At 62.6% G+C, this 17,628-nt stretch carries 18 protein-coding genes; 8 read left to right on the forward strand and 10 right to left on the reverse strand.

Annotation, left to right across the window (positions count from 1 at the left end; translation table 11 throughout):
- Positions 1 to 7: 7 nt before the first annotated feature.
- Together AC3ITA_RS11040 and AC3ITA_RS11045 are read right to left on the reverse strand one after the other, a co-directional pair.
- Complete coding sequence (locus tag AC3ITA_RS11040) at positions 8 to 775, reverse strand: heme ABC transporter ATP-binding protein (protein ID WP_489280270.1); 768 nt, start codon at positions 773 to 775, stop codon at positions 8 to 10.
- Entirely contained in the window at positions 775 to 1,812 is a 1,038-nt protein-coding gene (locus AC3ITA_RS11045; protein WP_489280271.1) for a FecCD family ABC transporter permease, read from the reverse strand. Before AC3ITA_RS11045 ends, AC3ITA_RS11040 begins: the two co-directional genes overlap by 1 nt.
- Positions 1,813 to 2,127: 315 nt before the next feature.
- On the opposite strand from AC3ITA_RS11045, the gene metE reads away from it, so the two are divergent.
- Positions 2,128 to 4,416: a 5-methyltetrahydropteroyltriglutamate--homocysteine S-methyltransferase gene (metE, locus tag AC3ITA_RS11050; RefSeq protein WP_489280272.1), complete on the forward strand. Its 2,289-nt coding sequence runs from the start codon at positions 2,128 to 2,130 to the stop codon at positions 4,414 to 4,416.
- Positions 4,417 to 5,060: 644 nt separating this feature from the next.
- Here the strand turns inward: metE and AC3ITA_RS11055 are convergent.
- The 8 genes from AC3ITA_RS11055 to AC3ITA_RS11090 all read right to left on the reverse strand — a co-directional run bounded on the left by AC3ITA_RS11055 (position 5,061) and on the right by AC3ITA_RS11090 (position 11,495).
- Positions 5,061 to 5,732, reverse strand: a complete 672-nt coding sequence (locus AC3ITA_RS11055) for a class I SAM-dependent methyltransferase (RefSeq protein ID WP_489280274.1) — start codon at positions 5,730 to 5,732, stop codon at positions 5,061 to 5,063.
- Between the two features lie 95 nt (positions 5,733 to 5,827).
- The gene (locus AC3ITA_RS11060; protein ID WP_095945894.1) at positions 5,828 to 6,046 is read right to left on the reverse strand and encodes a DUF4287 domain-containing protein; all 219 of its coding nucleotides are present in this window, start codon (positions 6,044 to 6,046) and stop codon (positions 5,828 to 5,830) included.
- A 91-nt stretch (positions 6,047 to 6,137) separates the two neighbouring features.
- Positions 6,138 to 6,659: a cytochrome C gene (locus tag AC3ITA_RS11065; RefSeq protein WP_095945895.1), complete on the reverse strand. Its 522-nt coding sequence runs from the start codon at positions 6,657 to 6,659 to the stop codon at positions 6,138 to 6,140.
- A gap of 234 nt (positions 6,660 to 6,893) precedes the next feature.
- Complete coding sequence (locus AC3ITA_RS11070) at positions 6,894 to 7,415, reverse strand: methylamine dehydrogenase light chain (RefSeq protein WP_008050506.1); 522 nt, start codon at positions 7,413 to 7,415, stop codon at positions 6,894 to 6,896.
- 18 nt (positions 7,416 to 7,433) lie between these two features.
- Positions 7,434 to 8,060, reverse strand: a complete 627-nt coding sequence (gene mauD / locus AC3ITA_RS11075) for a methylamine dehydrogenase accessory protein MauD (RefSeq protein ID WP_095945896.1) — start codon at positions 8,058 to 8,060, stop codon at positions 7,434 to 7,436.
- A 5-nt stretch (positions 8,061 to 8,065) separates the two neighbouring features.
- Positions 8,066 to 8,605 (reverse strand): MauE/DoxX family redox-associated membrane protein, encoded by a 540-nt coding sequence (locus AC3ITA_RS11080; protein ID WP_095945897.1) that lies wholly within the window; start codon positions 8,603 to 8,605, stop codon positions 8,066 to 8,068.
- Between the two features lie 10 nt (positions 8,606 to 8,615).
- Entirely contained in the window at positions 8,616 to 9,764 is a 1,149-nt protein-coding gene (locus AC3ITA_RS11085) for an amine dehydrogenase large subunit (RefSeq protein WP_095945898.1), read from the reverse strand.
- Between the two features lie 240 nt (positions 9,765 to 10,004).
- Positions 10,005 to 11,495: a PAS domain-containing sensor histidine kinase gene (locus AC3ITA_RS11090; protein ID WP_150673870.1), complete on the reverse strand. Its 1,491-nt coding sequence runs from the start codon at positions 11,493 to 11,495 to the stop codon at positions 10,005 to 10,007.
- 334 nt (positions 11,496 to 11,829) lie between these two features.
- Here AC3ITA_RS11090 and AC3ITA_RS11095 point away from each other — a divergent pair, with 334 nt between their 5' ends.
- The 7 genes from AC3ITA_RS11095 to AC3ITA_RS11125 are packed head-to-tail and all read left to right on the forward strand — an operon-like array spanning position 11,830 to position 17,586.
- Positions 11,830 to 12,993: an acyl-CoA dehydrogenase family protein gene (locus AC3ITA_RS11095; protein ID WP_095945901.1), complete on the forward strand. Its 1,164-nt coding sequence runs from the start codon at positions 11,830 to 11,832 to the stop codon at positions 12,991 to 12,993.
- Positions 12,994 to 13,024: 31 nt separating this feature from the next.
- Entirely contained in the window at positions 13,025 to 13,396 is a 372-nt protein-coding gene (locus tag AC3ITA_RS11100; protein ID WP_057715413.1) for a hypothetical protein, read from the forward strand.
- Positions 13,397 to 13,399: 3 nt separating this feature from the next.
- Positions 13,400 to 13,891 (forward strand): nuclear transport factor 2 family protein, encoded by a 492-nt coding sequence (locus AC3ITA_RS11105; protein WP_489280277.1) that lies wholly within the window; start codon positions 13,400 to 13,402, stop codon positions 13,889 to 13,891.
- Positions 13,888 to 15,018, forward strand: coding sequence for an amidase (locus AC3ITA_RS11110; protein ID WP_489280279.1), 1,131 nt, complete (start codon positions 13,888 to 13,890; stop codon positions 15,016 to 15,018). Before AC3ITA_RS11105 ends, AC3ITA_RS11110 begins: the two co-directional genes overlap by 4 nt.
- A 36-nt stretch (positions 15,019 to 15,054) precedes the next feature.
- Complete coding sequence (locus AC3ITA_RS11115; RefSeq protein ID WP_414927698.1) at positions 15,055 to 16,338, forward strand: aromatic ring-hydroxylating oxygenase subunit alpha; 1,284 nt, start codon at positions 15,055 to 15,057, stop codon at positions 16,336 to 16,338.
- Entirely contained in the window at positions 16,335 to 16,835 is a 501-nt protein-coding gene (locus AC3ITA_RS11120; RefSeq protein WP_414927697.1) for an aromatic-ring-hydroxylating dioxygenase subunit beta, read from the forward strand. Before AC3ITA_RS11115 ends, AC3ITA_RS11120 begins: the two co-directional genes overlap by 4 nt.
- Before the next feature lie 10 nt (positions 16,836 to 16,845).
- Entirely contained in the window at positions 16,846 to 17,586 is a 741-nt protein-coding gene (locus tag AC3ITA_RS11125; protein WP_414927696.1) for an SDR family NAD(P)-dependent oxidoreductase, read from the forward strand.
- The last annotated feature ends 42 nt before the right edge of the window (positions 17,587 to 17,628 follow it).

Consider the following 17,628-nt stretch of genomic DNA (forward strand, 5'->3'; position numbering starts at 1 on the left):
GGCGGTATCAGCGCGCGATGATCAATGGGTGGCCGCGTTCCGGATGCTGGTGAATCAGTACCTCCAACCCATAGACCGCTGCCAGCGCTTCGGCGGTCAGCACCTCGGCCGGTGGACCGTAGGCGTGGGGCAGGCCCTGTTGCAACAACAGCAGTTGATCGCAGTAACGTGCGGCCAGGTTGAGGTCGTGCAGGATCACCAGCACCGCGGCGCCGCGCTCGGCGAAGTCACGCACGGCTTGCAAAATGGTGTGCTGGTGCAGCGGATCGAGCATTGACGTCGGTTCATCGAGCAGCAGGGTTTGCCCTTCGGCACCGGGCCAGAGTTGGGCAAGCACCCGCGCCAGATGCACGCGCTGGCGTTCACCGCCGGAGAGGGCCAGGTAGCTGCGTCCGGCCAGATGAAGGGCGTCGGCGCCTTTAAGCGCTTCGGCGACGATTTCGGCATCGCGCACCCGACCGCTGGCGTGAGGCAAGCGCCCCATGCCGACGACTTCATTGACCGAAAACGCAAAGTTCAGGCTCGAACTCTGCGGCAGCACCGCCAGGCGTTTGGCCCGCTCCTGACCCGGCCAGTCGGCGAGTGGACGCTCGTCGAGGCTGACCCTGCCTTCGCTGGTTGCCAGTTCGCCGCATAAAGCGCAGAGCAGGGTGCTTTTGCCGGCGCCATTGGGCCCCAGCACACCCAGCACTTCACCGGGGCGTAACTCGATATCGATGTTCGCCAGGACCGTGCGGTTGCCACGACGTACCAGCAGGTTGGTTGCCCGCAGCATCAGGAACGCCCTCGTACCAACAGATATAGAAAGAACGGAGCGCCGATCAGTGCAGTCACGATGCCGATTGGCAATTCGGCCGGCGCCAACAACAAACGCGCCGCCAGATCGGCCAGCAACAGCAGGCTGGCACCGGCCAGCAACGACGCGGGCAGCAACACCCGGTGATCCGGGCCGACGAGCAGGCGCATCAGATGCGGCACCACCAGACCGATAAAGCCGATCAGGCCGGCCGCCGCGACGGCCGCGCCGACGCCGAGCGCCGTGCACAACACCAGCTCAAGCTTGATCCGCTCGATGTCGAAGCCCAGGTGACGCGCTTCCGATTCACCCAGCAGCATTGCATTGAGCGCCGCCGCCCGACGGGGCAACCACAATGCCACGCCCAGGGTGACGATCAGCAACGGCCACAAGCGCGGGTAACTGGCACCGTTGAGGCTGCCCAGGTTCCAGAACGTCAGGGTGCGCAAGGTCGCATCATCGGCCAGGTAGGTGAACAGACCGACCCCGGCACCGGCCATGGCCGTCATCGCCACACCCGCCAAGAGCATGGTGGCCACGTCGGTTTGCCCGTTGCGACGACCAAATCGATACACCACTGCCGTGACGATCAAGCCACCGGCGAAGGCGCTGACCGACAGCAGATAAGGTTCGATCGCCGGCGGCAAGCCACCGAGCAGGCTGCCGCTGACGATGGCCAGGGCGGCACCGAGCGCGGCACCACCCGAGACGCCGACCAGACCCGGATCAGCCAAGGGATTTCGGAACAACCCCTGCATCGCCACGCCGGACAACGCCAGTACCGAACCGACGGCGATACCGAGCAGACTGCGCGGCAGGCGAATCTGCCCGAGGATCAGTTCCGCCTGCTGCGTATCGCCACCGTCCAGCGGCAACCCCAACAGACGCATCCCGGCCAGCAAGGTATCGCTCAGGGGCAGGCTGACCGGCCCGAGGGCCAGGGACAGCCAGAACACCAGGACCAACAACAGCGTTAGAAAGATCAACGTCGGACGCGGCCGAAAAATGGCCGTCATTGGCTGATCCCGGCGGTCTGCGCTGTGGCGTTCGGGTAGAACGCCGTGGCACGGGCCGGCAGTGTCTTGATACGCATCGGGACTATTCCTTAGCCGATCAGAGGGGGGGTGGGCATCGAAACCTTCGTAGCGGGTGATGATGCCATCGACGCCCGGCTAACGCACACGCCACGGTTCGATCACACCGGATCAGGTGTTCATGTGCGGCGTCATTGAACATGAGAATAACTTGTGATCATCGCGATTAAAATGAGTTTGTCTCACTCGCCTGCACTGTCGACAATGGCCCCATTGAACGCATTGGAGTTATTTGACATGGCATTGGCCCATTCCCTTGGATTTCCGCGCATTGGTCGCGACCGCGAACTGAAAAAGGCGCAAGAGGCGTTCTGGAAGGGCGAGCTCGACGAAGCCGGTCTGCGCACCGTGGGCCGCGACCTGCGCAAGACCCACTGGGACTTGCAGAAAAAGGCCGGCATCGAACTGCTGCCGGTCGGTGACTTCGCCTGGTACGACCAGGTACTGACCCATTCGTTGATGTTCGGTGTGATCCCTGAGCGTTTTCGCCCGCACGATGGCAAGGCCAGCCTGCAAACCCTGTTCGGCATGGCGCGCGGCGTGAGCGACAGTTGCTGCGGCGGCGCGCATGCCCAGGAAATGACCAAGTGGTTCGACACCAACTATCACTACCTTGTCCCTGAATTCAGCGCCGATCAGCAGTTCCAGCTCGGCTGGGACCAGTTGTTCGAAGAAGTCGAAGAAGCCCGCGCACTGGGCCATAACGTCAAGCCGGTGATCATCGGCCCGTTGACTTACCTGTGGCTGGGCAAGGCCAAGGGCGCCGAATTCGACAAGCTTGAGCTGCTGGATCGTCTGTTACCGCTGTACGGCCAGATCTTCCAGCGCCTGGCGGCACAGGGCGTCGAGTGGGTGCAAATCGATGAGCCGATCCTGGTGCTCGACCTGCCACAGGAATGGAAAAATGCCTTTGAACGGGCCTACAACCTGATTCAGCGAGACCCGCTGAAGAAACTGGTCGCCACTTACTTCGGTGGGCTGGAAGAGAATCTGGGCCTGGCCGCCAATCTGCCGGTGGACGGCCTGCACATCGATCTGGTGCGCGCCCCGGAGCAATTCCCGACCATCCTCGATCGTCTGCCGGCCTACAAAGTTTTGTCGCTGGGGGTGGTCAACGGCCGTAACGTCTGGCGCTGCGACCTGGAAAACGCGTTGGCCATCTTGCAGCACGCTCAAGAGCGTCTGGGGGATCGCCTGTGGGTCGCGCCATCCTGCTCGCTGCTGCACAGCCCGGTTGACCTGGGTCGTGAAGACAAGCTCGATGCCGAACTGAAAAGCTGGCTGGCGTTTGCCGTGCAGAAGTGTGAAGAAGTCGCGGTGCTGGCTCAGGCGGTCAACGCGCCGGAAGCGCCAAAGGTGCTTGAAGCGCTGACTCACAGCCGCGCCGTGCAGGCCAGCCGTGCTGCGTCGCCACGCATTCACAAGCCAGCCGTGCAGGCGCGGGTTGCTGCCATCACCGCCCAGGACAGCCAGCGTCACTCGCCGTTTGCCCAGCGTATCGAGAAACAGCGCGCCGGCCTGAACCTGCCGCTGTTCCCGACCACCATCATCGGTTCGTTCCCGCAAACCGCGTCGATCCGACTGGCTCGCCAGTCGTTCAAGCAAGGCAAGCTGACCGAAGCCGAATACACCGAAGCCGTGCACAGCGAGATTCGTCACGCCGTGCACGTGCAGGAGCAACTGGGCCTGGACGTGCTGGTGCACGGTGAAGCCGAGCGCAACGACATGGTCGAATACTTCGCCGAGCAACTCGATGGCTACGTGTTCACCCGTTTCGGCTGGGTCCAGAGCTACGGCTCGCGCTGCGTGAAACCGGCGGTGATCTTCGGCGACCTGAGCCGTCCGAAAGCCATGACCGTGGAGTGGATCCGCTACGCCCAGGGCCTCACCGACAAGGTGATGAAGGGCATGCTGACCGGGCCCGTGACCATGTTGATGTGGTCGTTCCCGCGCGAAGACGTGACCCGTGAAGTGCAGGCCCGTCAACTGGCGCTGGCGATTCGTGATGAAGTGGTGGACCTGGAAGCCGCCGGGATCAAGATCGTGCAGATCGACGAAGCCGCGTTCCGCGAAGGGCTGCCGTTGCGCCAGGCGCAGTGGCAGCACTACCTGGACTGGGCGACCGAAGTGTTCCGCCTGTGCGCCTGCGGTGTGCGTGACGAAACCCAGATCCACACCCACATGTGCTACAGCGAGTTCAACGATGTGATCGAGTCCATCGCCGCCATGGATGCCGACGTGATCACCATCGAAACCTCGCGCTCGGACATGGAACTGCTGGACGCGTTCGAAGCCTTCGCCTACCCGAACGAAATCGGCCCTGGCGTGTATGACATCCACTCGCCAAGGGTGCCGGACTCCTCGGAAATGGCCAACCTGCTACGCAAGGCCGCCAAGCGCATTCCCGCCGACCGCCTGTGGGTCAACCCGGACTGCGGCCTGAAAACCCGCGGCTGGCCGGAAACCGAAGCGGCGCTGGTGCACATGGTCAACGCTGCGCGCCATCTGCGTAAAGAATGGGCCTGACGCTTTAGTGTGTACGCCACTGAACCTGTAGGAGCGGGCTTGCTCGCGATGACTGAGTGTCAAACGACATTGATGTCGAATGTGCCGACCTCATCGCGAGCAGGCTCGCTCCCACAATGATTTGGGTGGTTCGCAGATGTTGCGTACAGCCACTGAAACCTGTGGGAGCGAGCCTGCTCGCGATGACTGAGTGTCAAACGACATTGATGTCGAATGTGCCGACCTCATCGCGAGCAGGCTCGCTCCCACAATGATTTGGGTGGTTCGCAGATGTTGCGTACAGCCACTGAAACCTGTGGGAGCGAGCCTGCTCGCGATGACTGAGTGTCAAACGACATCGATGTCGAATGTGCCGACCTCATCGCGAGCAAGCTCGCTCCCACAATGATTTGGGTGGTTCGCAGATTTTGCGTACAGCCGCTGAACCTGTGTGCGAGCCTGCTCGCGAAGGCGGAGTGTCAGGCGACATCGATGTCGAATGTGCCGACCTCATCGCGAGCAGGCTCGCTCCCACAATGATTTGGGTGGTTCGCAGATGTTGCGTACAGCCACTGAAACCTGTGGGAGCGAGCCTGCTCGCGATGACTGAGTGTCAAACGACATTGATGTCGAATGTGCCGACCTCATCGCGAGCAGGCTCGCTCCTACAGACGTGGTTCGGCCACCAATAGCAATGACTGTGGCACGGGGCTTTGCGGGTGCTGTGGCTCCTGCAAACCGGCCAATGCAAAGCCGGCCATGTCCAGCGCAATCAGCCAACTGGACAGGGTACGGAAATACCAGGGCATGGGCTGCCACTGCCCCTTGAACGCTGTGAAAGTTTCTTCCCGCCAACCATCCTGATAGTCGCCCGCCGCAGCCACCCACGGGTGCAGCGTCTGGATCACCAGCGCGCCACCCGGGGCGAGCAGGGTGTTCATGGCGGCGAGCAGGGGGATGATGTCCTGGTGCAGCAGGGCGAAGTTGGCGCAGATCAGGTTGTAGTCGCGGCCGATGTCGACTTTCGCTTCAGTCAGTTGTTCATAGCTCGCCAAATGAACCGGCGCAGCGCCCGCCGCTCGCGCCGCCTCCACCAGCGTCGCATCGCCATCCACGCCGACCGCCTCGATACCCCGGTCTGCCAGCGCGCGCAACAACCAGCCTTCGCCGCAACCCAGGTCAAGCACACGTTCGGGCTGACGACCCAGCACCGCCAGCAGGATGGTTTGGTCGGTGACCGTTTGACGGCTTTCGATGCTGCCGCTGCGGATGGCGTCGATCCAGCTTTGGGCGTTGTGGTGCCAACTGTTGAGGAGGGCGGATTCGGGGGCTGACATGGTCGATGTCCGGCGTGATGGGTTGGATGAAAGGATAGGGCAACAGCAGGTTGATGGTGGTGCCGGTTTTACCCGGTACCACCGACAGCGCATGGCTAGGCGCTTTTGGTGGCAGCCAGATGATAGGCAACCAGCGCATTGGCGTGACCATGCCCCATGCCGTGTTCGGCTTTGAGCCAGGCCACCATCTCCATGTGTTTCTTGTCGCTGACGGTCTTGAGCAGGTCCAGCCAATGGCTGATCGGCTGCCCATACTTTTTTTCGATGGACGGGAAATACGAAGCCGGTCCTTTGGTTTTTGTCTCTTCGGTCACGATGCAAACTCCCTTTTCGATTTTCCAGGTTCGAAAACAGCACCGGTTACGTTACTTATTTGCCGTCAATGCGTCCATCGGCACGGCGTTCTCAGTCATTCATCCCGTCATCGATCGCGATGCCCTGGGCACGCATGGCCTTGATCAACTCGCTACGGGTGCCGGGCAGGTTGAGCATGGTCTTGGCGCGCAATGCCGTGACTTCTTCGGCAGTGTAAGGCTGATAGTCGGCCGGCACGCTTTTGCCCGCCATGCCGTCTTCCCGCATCAGCCAATTGAGCAAGTCCGCCAGTTGCGCGTTGTTCAACGCCGACTGCGACATGCCCGGCACCCGCACGAGGAATTCGCGGCCACCGGGGACTTTGAGGAAGTTGCCGACAAAGCCTTTCATCCGTGGCGTGTCGTTGGCGGCGGAACCGCTGCCGTCGCCCAGGTGGCAACCGGCGCATTGCAGTTGGTAGTTCACGCCGACGCCATAACCGGCCTGGGCGATCGGGGTTTGCAGTGATTCATTGCCCGGCGCGTGATGCTGGTTCGGGTCGGGAATGGCCCGGGCATGGGCGAGCGGGGCGCCAAGGGCGCAGACGAGACCGAGCAATATCAAACTACGCATGTAACCCAACTCCGCTGATGACCGGTTTGGCTCTGCATCCCTGTAGGAGCGAGCCTGCTCGCGAAGGGCGTCAACGATAACGCGTGCTGTCTGATTTAACGCGTCGCCTTTGAGTTTTTCGCGAGCAGGCTCGCTCCCACAGAGGTATAGAGGTACAGAGAACAGCTAAAAAAACAAAAGCCGCCACAGAAAAAAAGCGCCGATTGCGCGAACAACCGGCGCAAAGCGCGTTTTTTAAACGGCGACGCCGCGGATGACCGAAACGGTGCAGTGGTAGATGTGGGATTTGGCGGCCAGGCACCAGTTCACATCGTTGTTGTTGAACGGGCGGTAGGCCGGTTCTTCACTGTCGTTACGGGTGCAGGCGCACTGGGCGCAGCTTTGCTTACCGCAGCAGTCGTTGTACGAGATGATGTAGTCCTTGCCGTCGGCCGGGTTGCGGCAGGTGCCGATCCAGGTCACTTGCGAGGCTTCGGTGCCCGGTGGGCAGGACGTCACCGACCCGCCGCAGCAGCTGCACAGAAAGCCGTCGATGGAGCAGTAGCGCCAGTAGTCGCAGCTGTTCGGATCACCGGGGTCACCGGCCTGTGCAGGCTCCGCGGCCAGGGCCTTGCTGGTGCGGTCCAGCGGCAGCAGCAGGGGCAGGGCGGCACCGGCCACCATCAGTGAACCCATGCGTGCCAGCAGCTTGCGGCGCGAAGTGGTGTCGGCGACACGGCGGGACGAACGCTCAAACAACAGATCCAGCAGTTTCATAAAGGTCTCCCTGCCTTATCAGTGGCTATGGCCGTGGCTGTGGTCGTGATCTTGGGTGTGCGGTTGGGCATTGAGGTACTGCTGCAGCGTGGCGTGCTTGAGGTGCTCGACTTCGAACAGGCTGTCCAGGTGCTCGCGGGAGTTGACCAGGCCTTTGGCGCGCAGGGTGCCGGCCTTGTCGATCAGCGCGGCGTACGGCAGCTTGCCAATCTGGTAGGTCATGCCCACTTCCGGGCCGACCACATAAGTCGCGTCTTCCAGTTTGTGCTCACGGATCAGCGCTTGCTGGGCGTCCATGTCGCCGTCGCTGACGAACACTACGTCGAGGTTGCCTGCCTGCTCCCTGGCGATGGATTTGATCGCCGGCAGCAGCGATTTGCAGATCGGGCAGGTCGGCGAGAGGAAGAACAGCAGTTGCGATTTCTCGCCGGCATAACCGAAGTTCACCGGGCGACCGTGACGGTCGCTGGCGGTGACTTGCGGCGCGGGTTCATTGACCGCCACGCCTTTGTCCACCATCAACGCGCCGGCCGGCGCCAGGCGCCCGTGCAGCACGCCAATCTGCCGCACCAGGCCCATGACGACAAACGCCACGGCCACCAGCAGCACCCAGAGCAGAACGTTGGAAACAATCAAGCCTTCCATTTCGATTACCTACCAATCAATTTGAGCAGAAGAGGGGAGTTCGCCAGCAGGCCATCGGCCGCGGCGTAGATGAGCAGCGCGACCGCGGCGGCGGCCAGGGTCACGAAGCCATCGAACAGGTTCAGGTCGCGGGCAACCGGCGCCACGCTGGCCACCAGCGCAAGTAGCACCAGTGCGCTGTTACGTGCCAGCAGCACCGGACGCAGTGGCTGTGCCTGGTCGGGACCGGCGCAACCGCAGTCGATGTCCGCGCGACCGCGCCACAGGTTGATGCCGATGGCGGCGGCGTACAGGGCCAACAGGCTGGCGGCGCTCAGCGCGGCATAACCGCGGCTGACCGGCACCAGCAGGGCAAAGGCGATGGCCAGTTCCAGCAGCGGCACCAGCCGTGCCGTGGGGCGCACCAGCGCCTCGGGCAGCAGTTGATAGTCCGCCAGTTGCCGGGCGAAGCGGGCCGGCGCGCGCACCTTGTGGGTCGCGGCGCTGGCCAGCAACACCGCGATGGCGATGGCGCTGGCAATGATGAAGATCGGATCTGTGTGCATGGCGAACCTCTCAGTAGCTCAGGACCTGAGTCGCGGTTTTGGCGACTTTCGGCATGCTGCCGGTGAGCTTGTTGGTCTTCAGATCGAAAATCTGCAAACCGCCTTCCACGTCGGTGCCGAGCAACAGCGGTTTGTCGTCGCCAGTGGCCTGCATGCTCCACACCGGAACCGGTGCTTCCAGGGTCGCGACTTTCTTGTGGGACTTGAGGTCAAAGGCCCAGATCAGCGGACTCGGGTCTTCCCACTTCATGGCTTCGTGGGCGTCGTGCATCAGCACGTACAGGCGGTCCAGCTTCGGTGCCACGGCCATCAACTGCCAGCCCCCCGGCGCCCAACCGGCTTTCTTTTCCTCGTCGGAAACCAGCGACCAGGAAGGCAGGACTTTCGGCGCATCACCGGCGAAATCCACCGGGCGTACGGTGCCGGTCGTGGTGGTGAAGTAGTAGGTGTCGCCGACGTTGACGGCGCGCTCTACCAGTTTTTCCGCGTTCGGATCAAAGAACGGCGTGCGACTGCGCGCGGTTTCCTGGCCCTGATCGTTGAGGGTCACCACCTGCAGGCTGCCGTCGCCGCACAGCGAGGCGAAGCGGCGGTTGCCGACCGGGTAGTTGAGCACGCAACCGGGGATGGCGATTTCCGTGGCAACGGCCTTGGCCTGGGTATCGACCACGGTCACCGACGTCGACGGGGTGAAGTTGTAGACGTAGACGAACTTGTCGTCGCCACTCGGCTTGAGCGAGTAACGCTGGGTCAGCGATTCGGCGCGTTTGTTTGGAATCAGCACTTCCCAGGCGGGCGACAGGGTCGAGCTGTCCCAGGCTGTCAGCACGTCGGTGCGGGTACCGCGGGTGCCGCGGGAATACCAGATGTCCGCACTGTAGAGGGTTTTCTTGTCGTGACTCAGGGTCGACGGCGCAGCGAAACCGGTCGGCACCATGCCGAGGATGCGCTTCTGGTCCGGGTCGACCACGGTCACGCGGCCAGCCACGAAGCTTTCGAACTCGACGTCGATGACGAACGCGCGGTGAGCTTCGGGTGGAAACGCCAGAACGGTCTGGCCAATCGTACCGGCGGGCAAATCCGCGCGGGCACTGTTCAAACCGAGTACAAGCAGGCTCAGGCCTAGCGCTGACTGTACGGAGATCCTGTTTGTTCGCATAAGGGGAACTTCCTGAATTGTTGGTAACGCGGATCGCGGGTGCTTTGGCAGATTTTTACCCTTTGATTCTGCCGTGCCCCGCGATCGGGAGAATTGCCCTGCCTGCCAAGTGTTTGTGTGTCTGTGCCAGTGTCATAAAGCATTTTGTAGGAGCGAGCTTGCTCGCGAAAAATGTCCGGTAACCGTAGTCATTCAGACAGGACGCATTTTCGTTCACGTCCATCGCGAGCGAGCTCGCTCCTACAGGGGGTAGGGAGACGATAAGAGGGGAAGGGAGAAGCTGAACACCGCGCCGCACGGCTCCAGGTTTTGCGCCCAGATATCGCCACGGTGGCGGCCGATGATGTTCTTGCACAGCGCCAGGCCAATGCCGTTGCCGCTGACCTTGGATGAGAAAAAACCGTCGAACAGCTTCTCTTGCGCCTGGGCCTGGATGCCGCGCCCGCTGTCTTCAATGCGCACCAGGGCTACGTCGTTCTCGCGGCTGGCATGGATACGCAACAGGCGTCGTTCAGTGGGCAAGTCGGCCATTTCTTCAATGGCGTTGAACGCCAGGTTGAGGATCACCTGGCCGATCAGCACCTTCTCGCAACTCACCCGCAGCGGTTCGGACGCGGTGACGATTTCCACGCGCACCAGGCTCGGATCGGCCCGCAGGCTGATGAAGTAGCGGGTTTCGCGCAGCAGTTCATTGAGGTCGACCAGCTCTTCGCTTTGCTCCAGCTTGACCACGTAATCGCGCACGCTCTTGATGATCAACGAGGCGTGCTCGATTTGCCGTACCGCACTCTGCAAACCCCAGGCGACGCCTTGATCGGTTTCGCCGGTGTTGCCCAGGCGAATCACCGCGCCTTCAATAAAGTTGCGGGTCGCGGCCAATGGCTGACTCAATTCGTGGGCAATCGCCACGGCCATTTCCCCCATGGCGTTGTAGCGCGCCAGGTATTCGAGTTTCTGCTCGCTGACCCGCCGCGCCTCTTCGGCCAGCACCTGTTCGGTCACATCGCGGAACAGCAGCAGATGGCCGACCAGATCGTCCTCGATCTCGATGTAGCGGCACGTTGCGTGATGCCAGCGCCACTCGCCATCGCGGCGCTGCACCTTGTAGTGCACGTTGAACGGCGCGTGCTCCGGCGTCTCATGGGCCAGCTGTTGCAACAGGCGCTGACCGGATGCGTCGTCGCACCAGGCCAGGAAGTTCTTGCCCATCAGCTTGTGCACTTCGCTGTTGAGCAGGTGCGCGCCGGAGTCGCTGATAAAACGAATGTCGCCCTCGGGACCGAGCACCGCCACGCCTTCGGCCAGGTCCTGCATGAAAGCCTTGAGCCGGCTCTCGAAACGCTTGAGGTCGCGCTTGACCTTGTCCTCCCTGGAAATGTCGCGGAACTGCACCATCAACACATCACGACCGTCCAGGTGCACCAGGGTCGCCACCGCCTCGGAAAGAATCTCCACCCCTTGCTTGGAGCGATAGCACCACTCGATGGCCCGTTGTCCGGTGCGCGCGGCACCTTCCAGCCAGCGCAAGCCCACCGAGCGCCGGTACTTCGGTGCGTCGCGGGTCATGTCCGGGGCCTTGAGCGGCGTCAGTTCTTCCAGGGTAAAGCCGAGCGCCGCCAGGGCAGCGGCGTTGGCCCAGAGAATTTCCTTGGTGTGCGCGTCATGAAGAATGATGCACAGCGGCATGGCTTCGATCAGCGCATAAAAGTCGTTCGGTTTTGGCTGGTACATCGCACGGCCCCTGGCGGCAGAGATTTGCAGTATGGCGTTTTATACCTGCTCGCACAGCGGGATGCGCTCAGAGGTAAGGGGTGTCGGCCTAGGGGTTTTCTTTAGTCGGGGGGCTGCACGCACCAATAGTGGCGGCCGGATGCGGTTTTTACACTGGACCGCAATGCAAGGGCGACCACACAGATCCTGTAGGAGCGAGCCTGCTCGCGATGGACGTCAACGAAAACGCGTCCTGTCTGAATGACCGTGTTGTCCAGACGTTTTTCGCGAGCAGGCTCGCTCCTACAGGGAGCAGCGGAGCCCACTAACAATAATCAAAACGGAGAACTAGCCCATGCTGCGTTCAGCTGTCGCGCAACAAGACCCTGTGACCGCCCCGGTCGTGCCAATGGTCGAGAGTCAGCTATTTCAGCAAGTGCTGGATGAGGTTCGCCAGCGTCGCGAGGAATTCGACGCCGGCTCCCACGTGCCTCGGGACATGATCGAGCGCTTCAAGCAGGTGGGCATCTACCGCGCTGCCACGCCGAAATGCTTCGGCGGCGATGCCCTGGCACCGTCGCTGTTCCTGCAAATGGTCGAACGCATCTCCGAAGCCGACGGCTCGGCGGGCTGGGTGGCCAGCTTCGGCAGCGCCGGTGTCTATCTGGCAGCCTTGCCACGGGAAACCCTGGCGGAGCTCTACGCCGAAAGCCCTGACCTGGTATTCGCCGGCGGCCTGTTCCCCTTGCAACCGGCCGAGGCCGTGGAAGGCGGCTATCAGGTCAACGGCACCTGGAAATTCGCCAGCGGCTGCAAAGGCGCAGACCTGTTGGGCGTTGGTATCGGCGCTGCCGGCGGCAAGCCGCGCACCGCTGTGTTCCGCCCGAAGCAGGTAGACATCGTCGAAAACTGGGAAGTGGTCGGCCTCAAGGGCACCGGCAGCCATGACCTGCGGGTGACCGACAAACACGTTGACGAGCGCTGGACGTTCATCCGTGGCGGTGCCGCGACCATCGACGAGCCGCTGTTCCGCTACCCGTCGATTGCCTACGCCGCGCAAGTGCTGGCAGTGGTCAACCTCGGCCTGGCCCGTGCGGCCCTCGACGAAATCAGCCGCATGGCTGGCGGCAGCGGCATCACCGGCGCGCCGAAACTGTCCGATCGCGCCTACGTGCGCATCGAGATCGCCAAGGCTGAAGCCAAGCTCAGCGCCGCCCGCGGTTTCTTCTACAACGCCACCGAACAGGTGTGGAACTCGATCCTGGCCGGTAACCCGGTCACACCGGAGCAGACCAGCCTGTTGCGCCTGTCGGCGATTCACGTGTCCCAGGCCGGTGCCGAGGTGGTGCAGAGCGCCTACGGCCTGGCCGGCACCACCGCCATTTACCTGCGCCATCCGCTGCAACGCTACCTGCGCGACTCGATGGTGGTGACCCAGCACGCCTTCCTCAGCGAAGGCCTGTACGACGGCGCCGGCTCGGTGTTCCTCGGCGTCCCGCCGTTCCCGGGCTACATCTGAATCCCCCTTACTTTTTCAAGGAATCGCACCCATGTCGCAAACCACCCAAGAGCCATTGCGCGTCGTCTTCTGCATCGGCATCACCCAGAACTTTTTCGACCTGCCCACCGGCGAAGGCCTGAGCGTGTGGAAAGGCTTCAGCCAGATGATGGGTGACCTCGGCGCCATGCCCGGTATCACCGTGCTCGGCGCGATGGACGACGACCGTTTGATGGTCGGCCCGTCCACCACCTCGCCATGGACCGTGTACATCATGGCCGACGTCGACTGTCACCAGTCGGTGATCGACGCCTGCAACCTGTTCCGCACCACGCCGGTCGGCCAGTACAGCCTTTGGCGCTACGCGAAGATCGAAGCGCGCATCGGTCGTCCGCTGACCATTCCTGACGCGGCCAAGGTGTAAGCCATGAACGAGGCCTTGCTGCAGCGTCTGGCGACGCTCGAAGGAGATCTGGCGAAGCTCGAAGGGGAAAGTGCAGTGCGGCGCTTGTTGGCGCGCTACATGGATCTGTGCGATGTGCCGAGAGCGGTCACGCATGTCAGCGATCTGGCCCGGTTGTTCACCGAAGATGCGATCTGGGAAGGCCTCGGCACCCAGACCGCGCAAACCTTCGGTCAGCACCAGGGGCGTGCGGCGGTGGCGGCGTTTGTCGGCGGTTATCTGCCGCCGTCCGACCACTTCAAGCTGAACCTGCATTACCTCACCAGCGAGTCGATCGTGGTTGACGGCAGCGAGGCACAAGGTCAGTGGATCATGCAGCAGATTTCCACCTACGCCGATGGCCGCCACGAGCTGTTTGGCACGCGACTGAACATCGATTTCCGTTGTGTCGACGGCACCTGGTTGATCGCGCATTTCCGCACGCAACGCTTGTTCAACACGGAACTCAATGCATGAGTACTTTCATCAGCGAATTCCTCCTCGGTGGCAATGGCAAACGCGTCGCCATCAAGGACTCCATCGACATCGCCGGCCATCCGACCCGCTCGGGCAGCCGCGCCTTTGCCGATGCACCGGCGGCGACGAAAAACGCCGAAGTGGTCGATGCGATCCTCGACGCCGGCTGGCAGATCGTCGGCAAGACCAACCTGCATGAACTGGCGTTCGGCGTGACCGGCATCAACGACTGGACCGGCACACCGATCAATCCGCAAGCGCCGGATCGTGTGCCTGGCGGCTCGTCCAGCGGTTCGGCTTCGGCGGTCGCGGCAGGCCTGGCGGACATCGCCATCGGCACCGACACCGGTGGTTCGGTGCGGGTGCCGGCAGCGTGCTGCGGCATTGCCGGGCTCAAGCCGACATATGGTCGCGTCAGCCGTGTCGGTGCCCATCCGTTGGAATCGAGCCTCGATTGCGTCGGGCCGTTCGCCAAAAGCATGGACGACCTGATCGCCGCGATGCAGGTGATCTGCCCGGGCTTTACCGCTCAAGGCCTGCCAGGTGACGGCGCCAGGGTCGGCTTTCTCGAGGTGGCCTGCGATTCGCACCTGCAAGCCAGCCTGGGTGCCGCCGCGGACCGCGCCGGATGGCGTCGAAGCAACCTGCACCTGAGCGAATTCGAAGCGGCGTTCGCGGCCGGCCTGACCGTGATCAATTTCGAAAACTGGGCAGCGTTCGGCCATCTGACCGGCAAGGGCCTGATCGGCGCCGATGTGGAAACACGTCTGCTGGCGGCCAGCCGCACCACGCGTCAAGACCTGGCCCAGGCCGAAGCCGTGCGCACGGCGTTCACCCAGCAAGTGGACGCAGCGCTGGAAGACTTCGCCGTATTGCTGCTGCCGACCTTGCCAATCCTGCCGCCGACCCTCAGCGAAGCCCGCGCCGGCAGCAAAGCCGTGGCCGGCATGACCCCGCTGGTACGGCCTTTCAACCTCAGCGGCCACCCGGCCCTGACAGTGCCGGTGGAACTCGATTGCGGCGGATTGAAAGTCGGCCTGCAAATCGTCGGTCGTAAAGGTCAGGACGAGCTGGTCTGCGCCTTCGGTGCGCAGCTGCAACAGAGCATGGCCGGTACACGCGGCTAACAACAAATCATAAAAAGAAGCCATGAGGAGAACCGCATGAGCACTCATGAATATCAGCTGATCGCAACGTCGAAAAGCCCCGAAGACCTGGTCCGGCATGACCGCGTCGACGTCTCGCTGTACAACGACCCGGCGCTGTTCGAAGCCGAGCTGGACAAGATTTTCTACCGCACCTGGGTGTGGGTTGCCCACGAAAGCGAAGTGCGCAACAGCGGCGACTTCAAGACCGCCACCATCGGCCGTCGCCCGGTGATCGTCGTGCGCGACAAGAAGAACAACATCAACGTGCTGGAAAACCGTTGCCGCCACCGTGGCGCCACCGTGTGCGAGAAGCACAAGGGCAACGCCACCGGTTTCACCTGCCCGTACCACAGCTGGTCCTATGGCCTGGACGGCAAGCTGCGTGCGCTGCCGTATCCGGATGGCTACGAAGGCATCCTGGAGAAATCCGAACTGCCGCTGACCAGCCTGCGTGTCGAGAGCTACGCCGGCATGGTGTTCGCCAGCTACAACGACGAGATCGAACCGCTGGAAGACTTCCTCGGCGGGGCCAAGCACTGGATGGACCTGTTCATGAAGCAGGGCGCCGGCTATCCGATCAAGACCCAGGGCGAACACAAGTTCAGCTTCAAGGGCAACTGGAAGATCCAGCTGGAAAACACCACCGACGGTTATCACTTCCCGATCGTGCACAAGTCGTTCATGTCGTCGGTGGATGAAGAAACCTCGGAAATGCTCTCGTTCATGACCGACGAACAAGCCGTCACCCACTCCCTGGGCAACGGCCACAGCGTGATGGTCATGGTGCCGGAGCACGTCGACCTCGATCACGACGACGGCACCGAACAGTTGCAGGAGCGTTTCGCCCATGTGACCGAAGAACTGTCGAAAACCCTGCCGGCCGATCAGGTTCGTCGCATCGTACGCTCGCTGCATGGCGCCGGTTTCAACCTGAACCTGTTCCCCAACGTGGCGATGTCGATGTCGTTCTTGCGCGTGCTGCGCCCGGTGTCGGTCACCGAAACCGAGATCCGCCACGTGGCCCTCGGCATGGACGGCGGCCCGGAAATCGCCAACCGCGAACGCATGCGCATCCACGAACACTTCCAGGGCCCGTTCGGTTTCGGCAGCCCTGACGATGCCGAGGCCTGGGACCGCGTGCAGCGCGGCTCGTATGCCGGCGTCGATGCGCCAATCCTGGTCAACCGCGGCCTGAACCGCGAAATCACCGCTGAAAACGGCGACAAGGTCAGCCACGCCACCGACGAAGGCGGCATGCGCGGTGCCTACGACATGTGGAAAAGGATGATGAGCCAATGAGCAATCACGACACCCTGAACGGTTTTACCGGTCCTCTGGCCCAGGCCATCGAACTCATCTGGCGCGAAGCCGAACTGCTCGACCACAAGCACTACGCCGAATGGGCGACCCTGTGGAGCGAAAGCGGCAAGTACATCGTGCCGATCGACCCGGACACCGAAGATTTCGAAGCGACCCTCAACTACGCCTACGACGATGCGCGCATGCGTGACCTGCGCATCGAACGCCTGACCGCCGGCTACTCACCGTCGGCGGTGGACGCGGCGAAAACCATCCGCACGATCTCGCGTTTCCGCCTGGTGGAAGCGGCCGGTGACATCGTCGAAGTCAATTCGGCGCAGTTGCTGTACGCCTACAAGCGCGGCGTACACACGCCGTTCGTGGCTGACCTGAACCACCGCATTCGTTTCACCGATGGCGTGCCTACGTTGGAGCGCAAAGTGGTGCGGCTGATCAACTCCACCGACAGCCTGAGCGCGCTCGGCTTCCTTTTGTGAGGACAACATCATGAATCGAGTAGCCCTCGTAACGGGTGCCTCGCGCGGGCTGGGCGAGTGCATCGCCCGGCGTCTGCATGCGGCGGGTTATCGCGTCGGTTTGGCGGATGTGCGCCTCGATGGCGTGCAACAGTTGGCTTTGGAACTCGATGGCAGTGGTGCCAGCGCCATGGCGATCGAGCTGGATGTGCGCAGCAAGGTCGACTTCCAGCGTGCTCGCGACTTGCTCACTGAGCACTGGGGCGGCACCGACATTCTGGTGAACAACGCCGGCGTGTCGAAAGTCGCCGCGCTGATGGACATCACGCCGGAAGAGTTCGACGAGTCGATGGCGATCAACCTGCGCGGCACCTTTGTCGCCTGCCAGGTGTTCGGCGCGCACTTCGCCGAACGCGGCTTCGGGCGCATCGTCAACATCGCTTCGCTTGCCGGGCAGAACGGCGGCACCGCCACCGGCGCGCATTACGCGGCGGCCAAGGGCGGCGTGGCGACCCTGACCAAGGTTTTTGCCCGTGAACTGGCACCGCAAGGCGTGACGGTCAACAGCATCTCGCCGGGCCCGCTGGACTTGCCGGTGGTGCGTGAAACCGTGGCGCCGGAGCGACTGGAACAGATCCTCAAGATGATCCCGGCCGGCACCCTGGGTGATCCGGCGTTCATCGCCGATAGCGTGTTGCTGCTGATCGCCGACAACGCGACCTCCGTGACGGGCGCGTGCCTGGACGTCAACGGCGGCTTGTTCATGCGCTGAACGCATCAACCAATGTTATGGCCGGGGAATGATCCTTGTAGG

The sequence above is a fragment of the Pseudomonas sp. GL_090 genome, from assembly GCF_057837765.1.

What these genes read in the sequence shown, in the direction of transcription:
- AC3ITA_RS11040 (WP_489280270.1), bottom strand. Translation starts at nt 775, where the DNA reads ATGCTGCGGGCAACCAACCTGCTGGTACGTCGTGGCAACCGCACGGTC.
- AC3ITA_RS11045 (WP_489280271.1), bottom strand. Translation starts at nt 1,812, where the DNA reads ATGACGGCCATTTTTCGGCCGCGTCCGACGTTGATCTTTCTAACGCTG.
- metE (WP_489280272.1), top strand. Translation starts at nt 2,128, where the DNA reads ATGGCATTGGCCCATTCCCTTGGATTTCCGCGCATTGGTCGCGACCGC.
- AC3ITA_RS11055 (WP_489280274.1), bottom strand. Translation starts at nt 5,732, where the DNA reads ATGTCAGCCCCCGAATCCGCCCTCCTCAACAGTTGGCACCACAACGCC.
- AC3ITA_RS11065 (WP_095945895.1), bottom strand. Translation starts at nt 6,659, where the DNA reads ATGCGTAGTTTGATATTGCTCGGTCTCGTCTGCGCCCTTGGCGCCCCG.
- AC3ITA_RS11070 (WP_008050506.1), bottom strand. Translation starts at nt 7,415, where the DNA reads ATGAAACTGCTGGATCTGTTGTTTGAGCGTTCGTCCCGCCGTGTCGCC.
- mauD (WP_095945896.1), bottom strand. Translation starts at nt 8,060, where the DNA reads ATGGAAGGCTTGATTGTTTCCAACGTTCTGCTCTGGGTGCTGCTGGTG.
- AC3ITA_RS11080 (WP_095945897.1), bottom strand. Translation starts at nt 8,605, where the DNA reads ATGCACACAGATCCGATCTTCATCATTGCCAGCGCCATCGCCATCGCG.
- AC3ITA_RS11085 (WP_095945898.1), bottom strand. Translation starts at nt 9,764, where the DNA reads ATGCGAACAAACAGGATCTCCGTACAGTCAGCGCTAGGCCTGAGCCTG.
- AC3ITA_RS11090 (WP_150673870.1), bottom strand. Translation starts at nt 11,495, where the DNA reads ATGTACCAGCCAAAACCGAACGACTTTTATGCGCTGATCGAAGCCATG.
- AC3ITA_RS11095 (WP_095945901.1), top strand. Translation starts at nt 11,830, where the DNA reads ATGCTGCGTTCAGCTGTCGCGCAACAAGACCCTGTGACCGCCCCGGTC.
- AC3ITA_RS11100 (WP_057715413.1), top strand. Translation starts at nt 13,025, where the DNA reads ATGTCGCAAACCACCCAAGAGCCATTGCGCGTCGTCTTCTGCATCGGC.
- AC3ITA_RS11105 (WP_489280277.1), top strand. Translation starts at nt 13,400, where the DNA reads ATGAACGAGGCCTTGCTGCAGCGTCTGGCGACGCTCGAAGGAGATCTG.
- AC3ITA_RS11110 (WP_489280279.1), top strand. Translation starts at nt 13,888, where the DNA reads ATGAGTACTTTCATCAGCGAATTCCTCCTCGGTGGCAATGGCAAACGC.
- AC3ITA_RS11115 (WP_414927698.1), top strand. Translation starts at nt 15,055, where the DNA reads ATGAGCACTCATGAATATCAGCTGATCGCAACGTCGAAAAGCCCCGAA.
- AC3ITA_RS11120 (WP_414927697.1), top strand. Translation starts at nt 16,335, where the DNA reads ATGAGCAATCACGACACCCTGAACGGTTTTACCGGTCCTCTGGCCCAG.
- AC3ITA_RS11125 (WP_414927696.1), top strand. Translation starts at nt 16,846, where the DNA reads ATGAATCGAGTAGCCCTCGTAACGGGTGCCTCGCGCGGGCTGGGCGAG.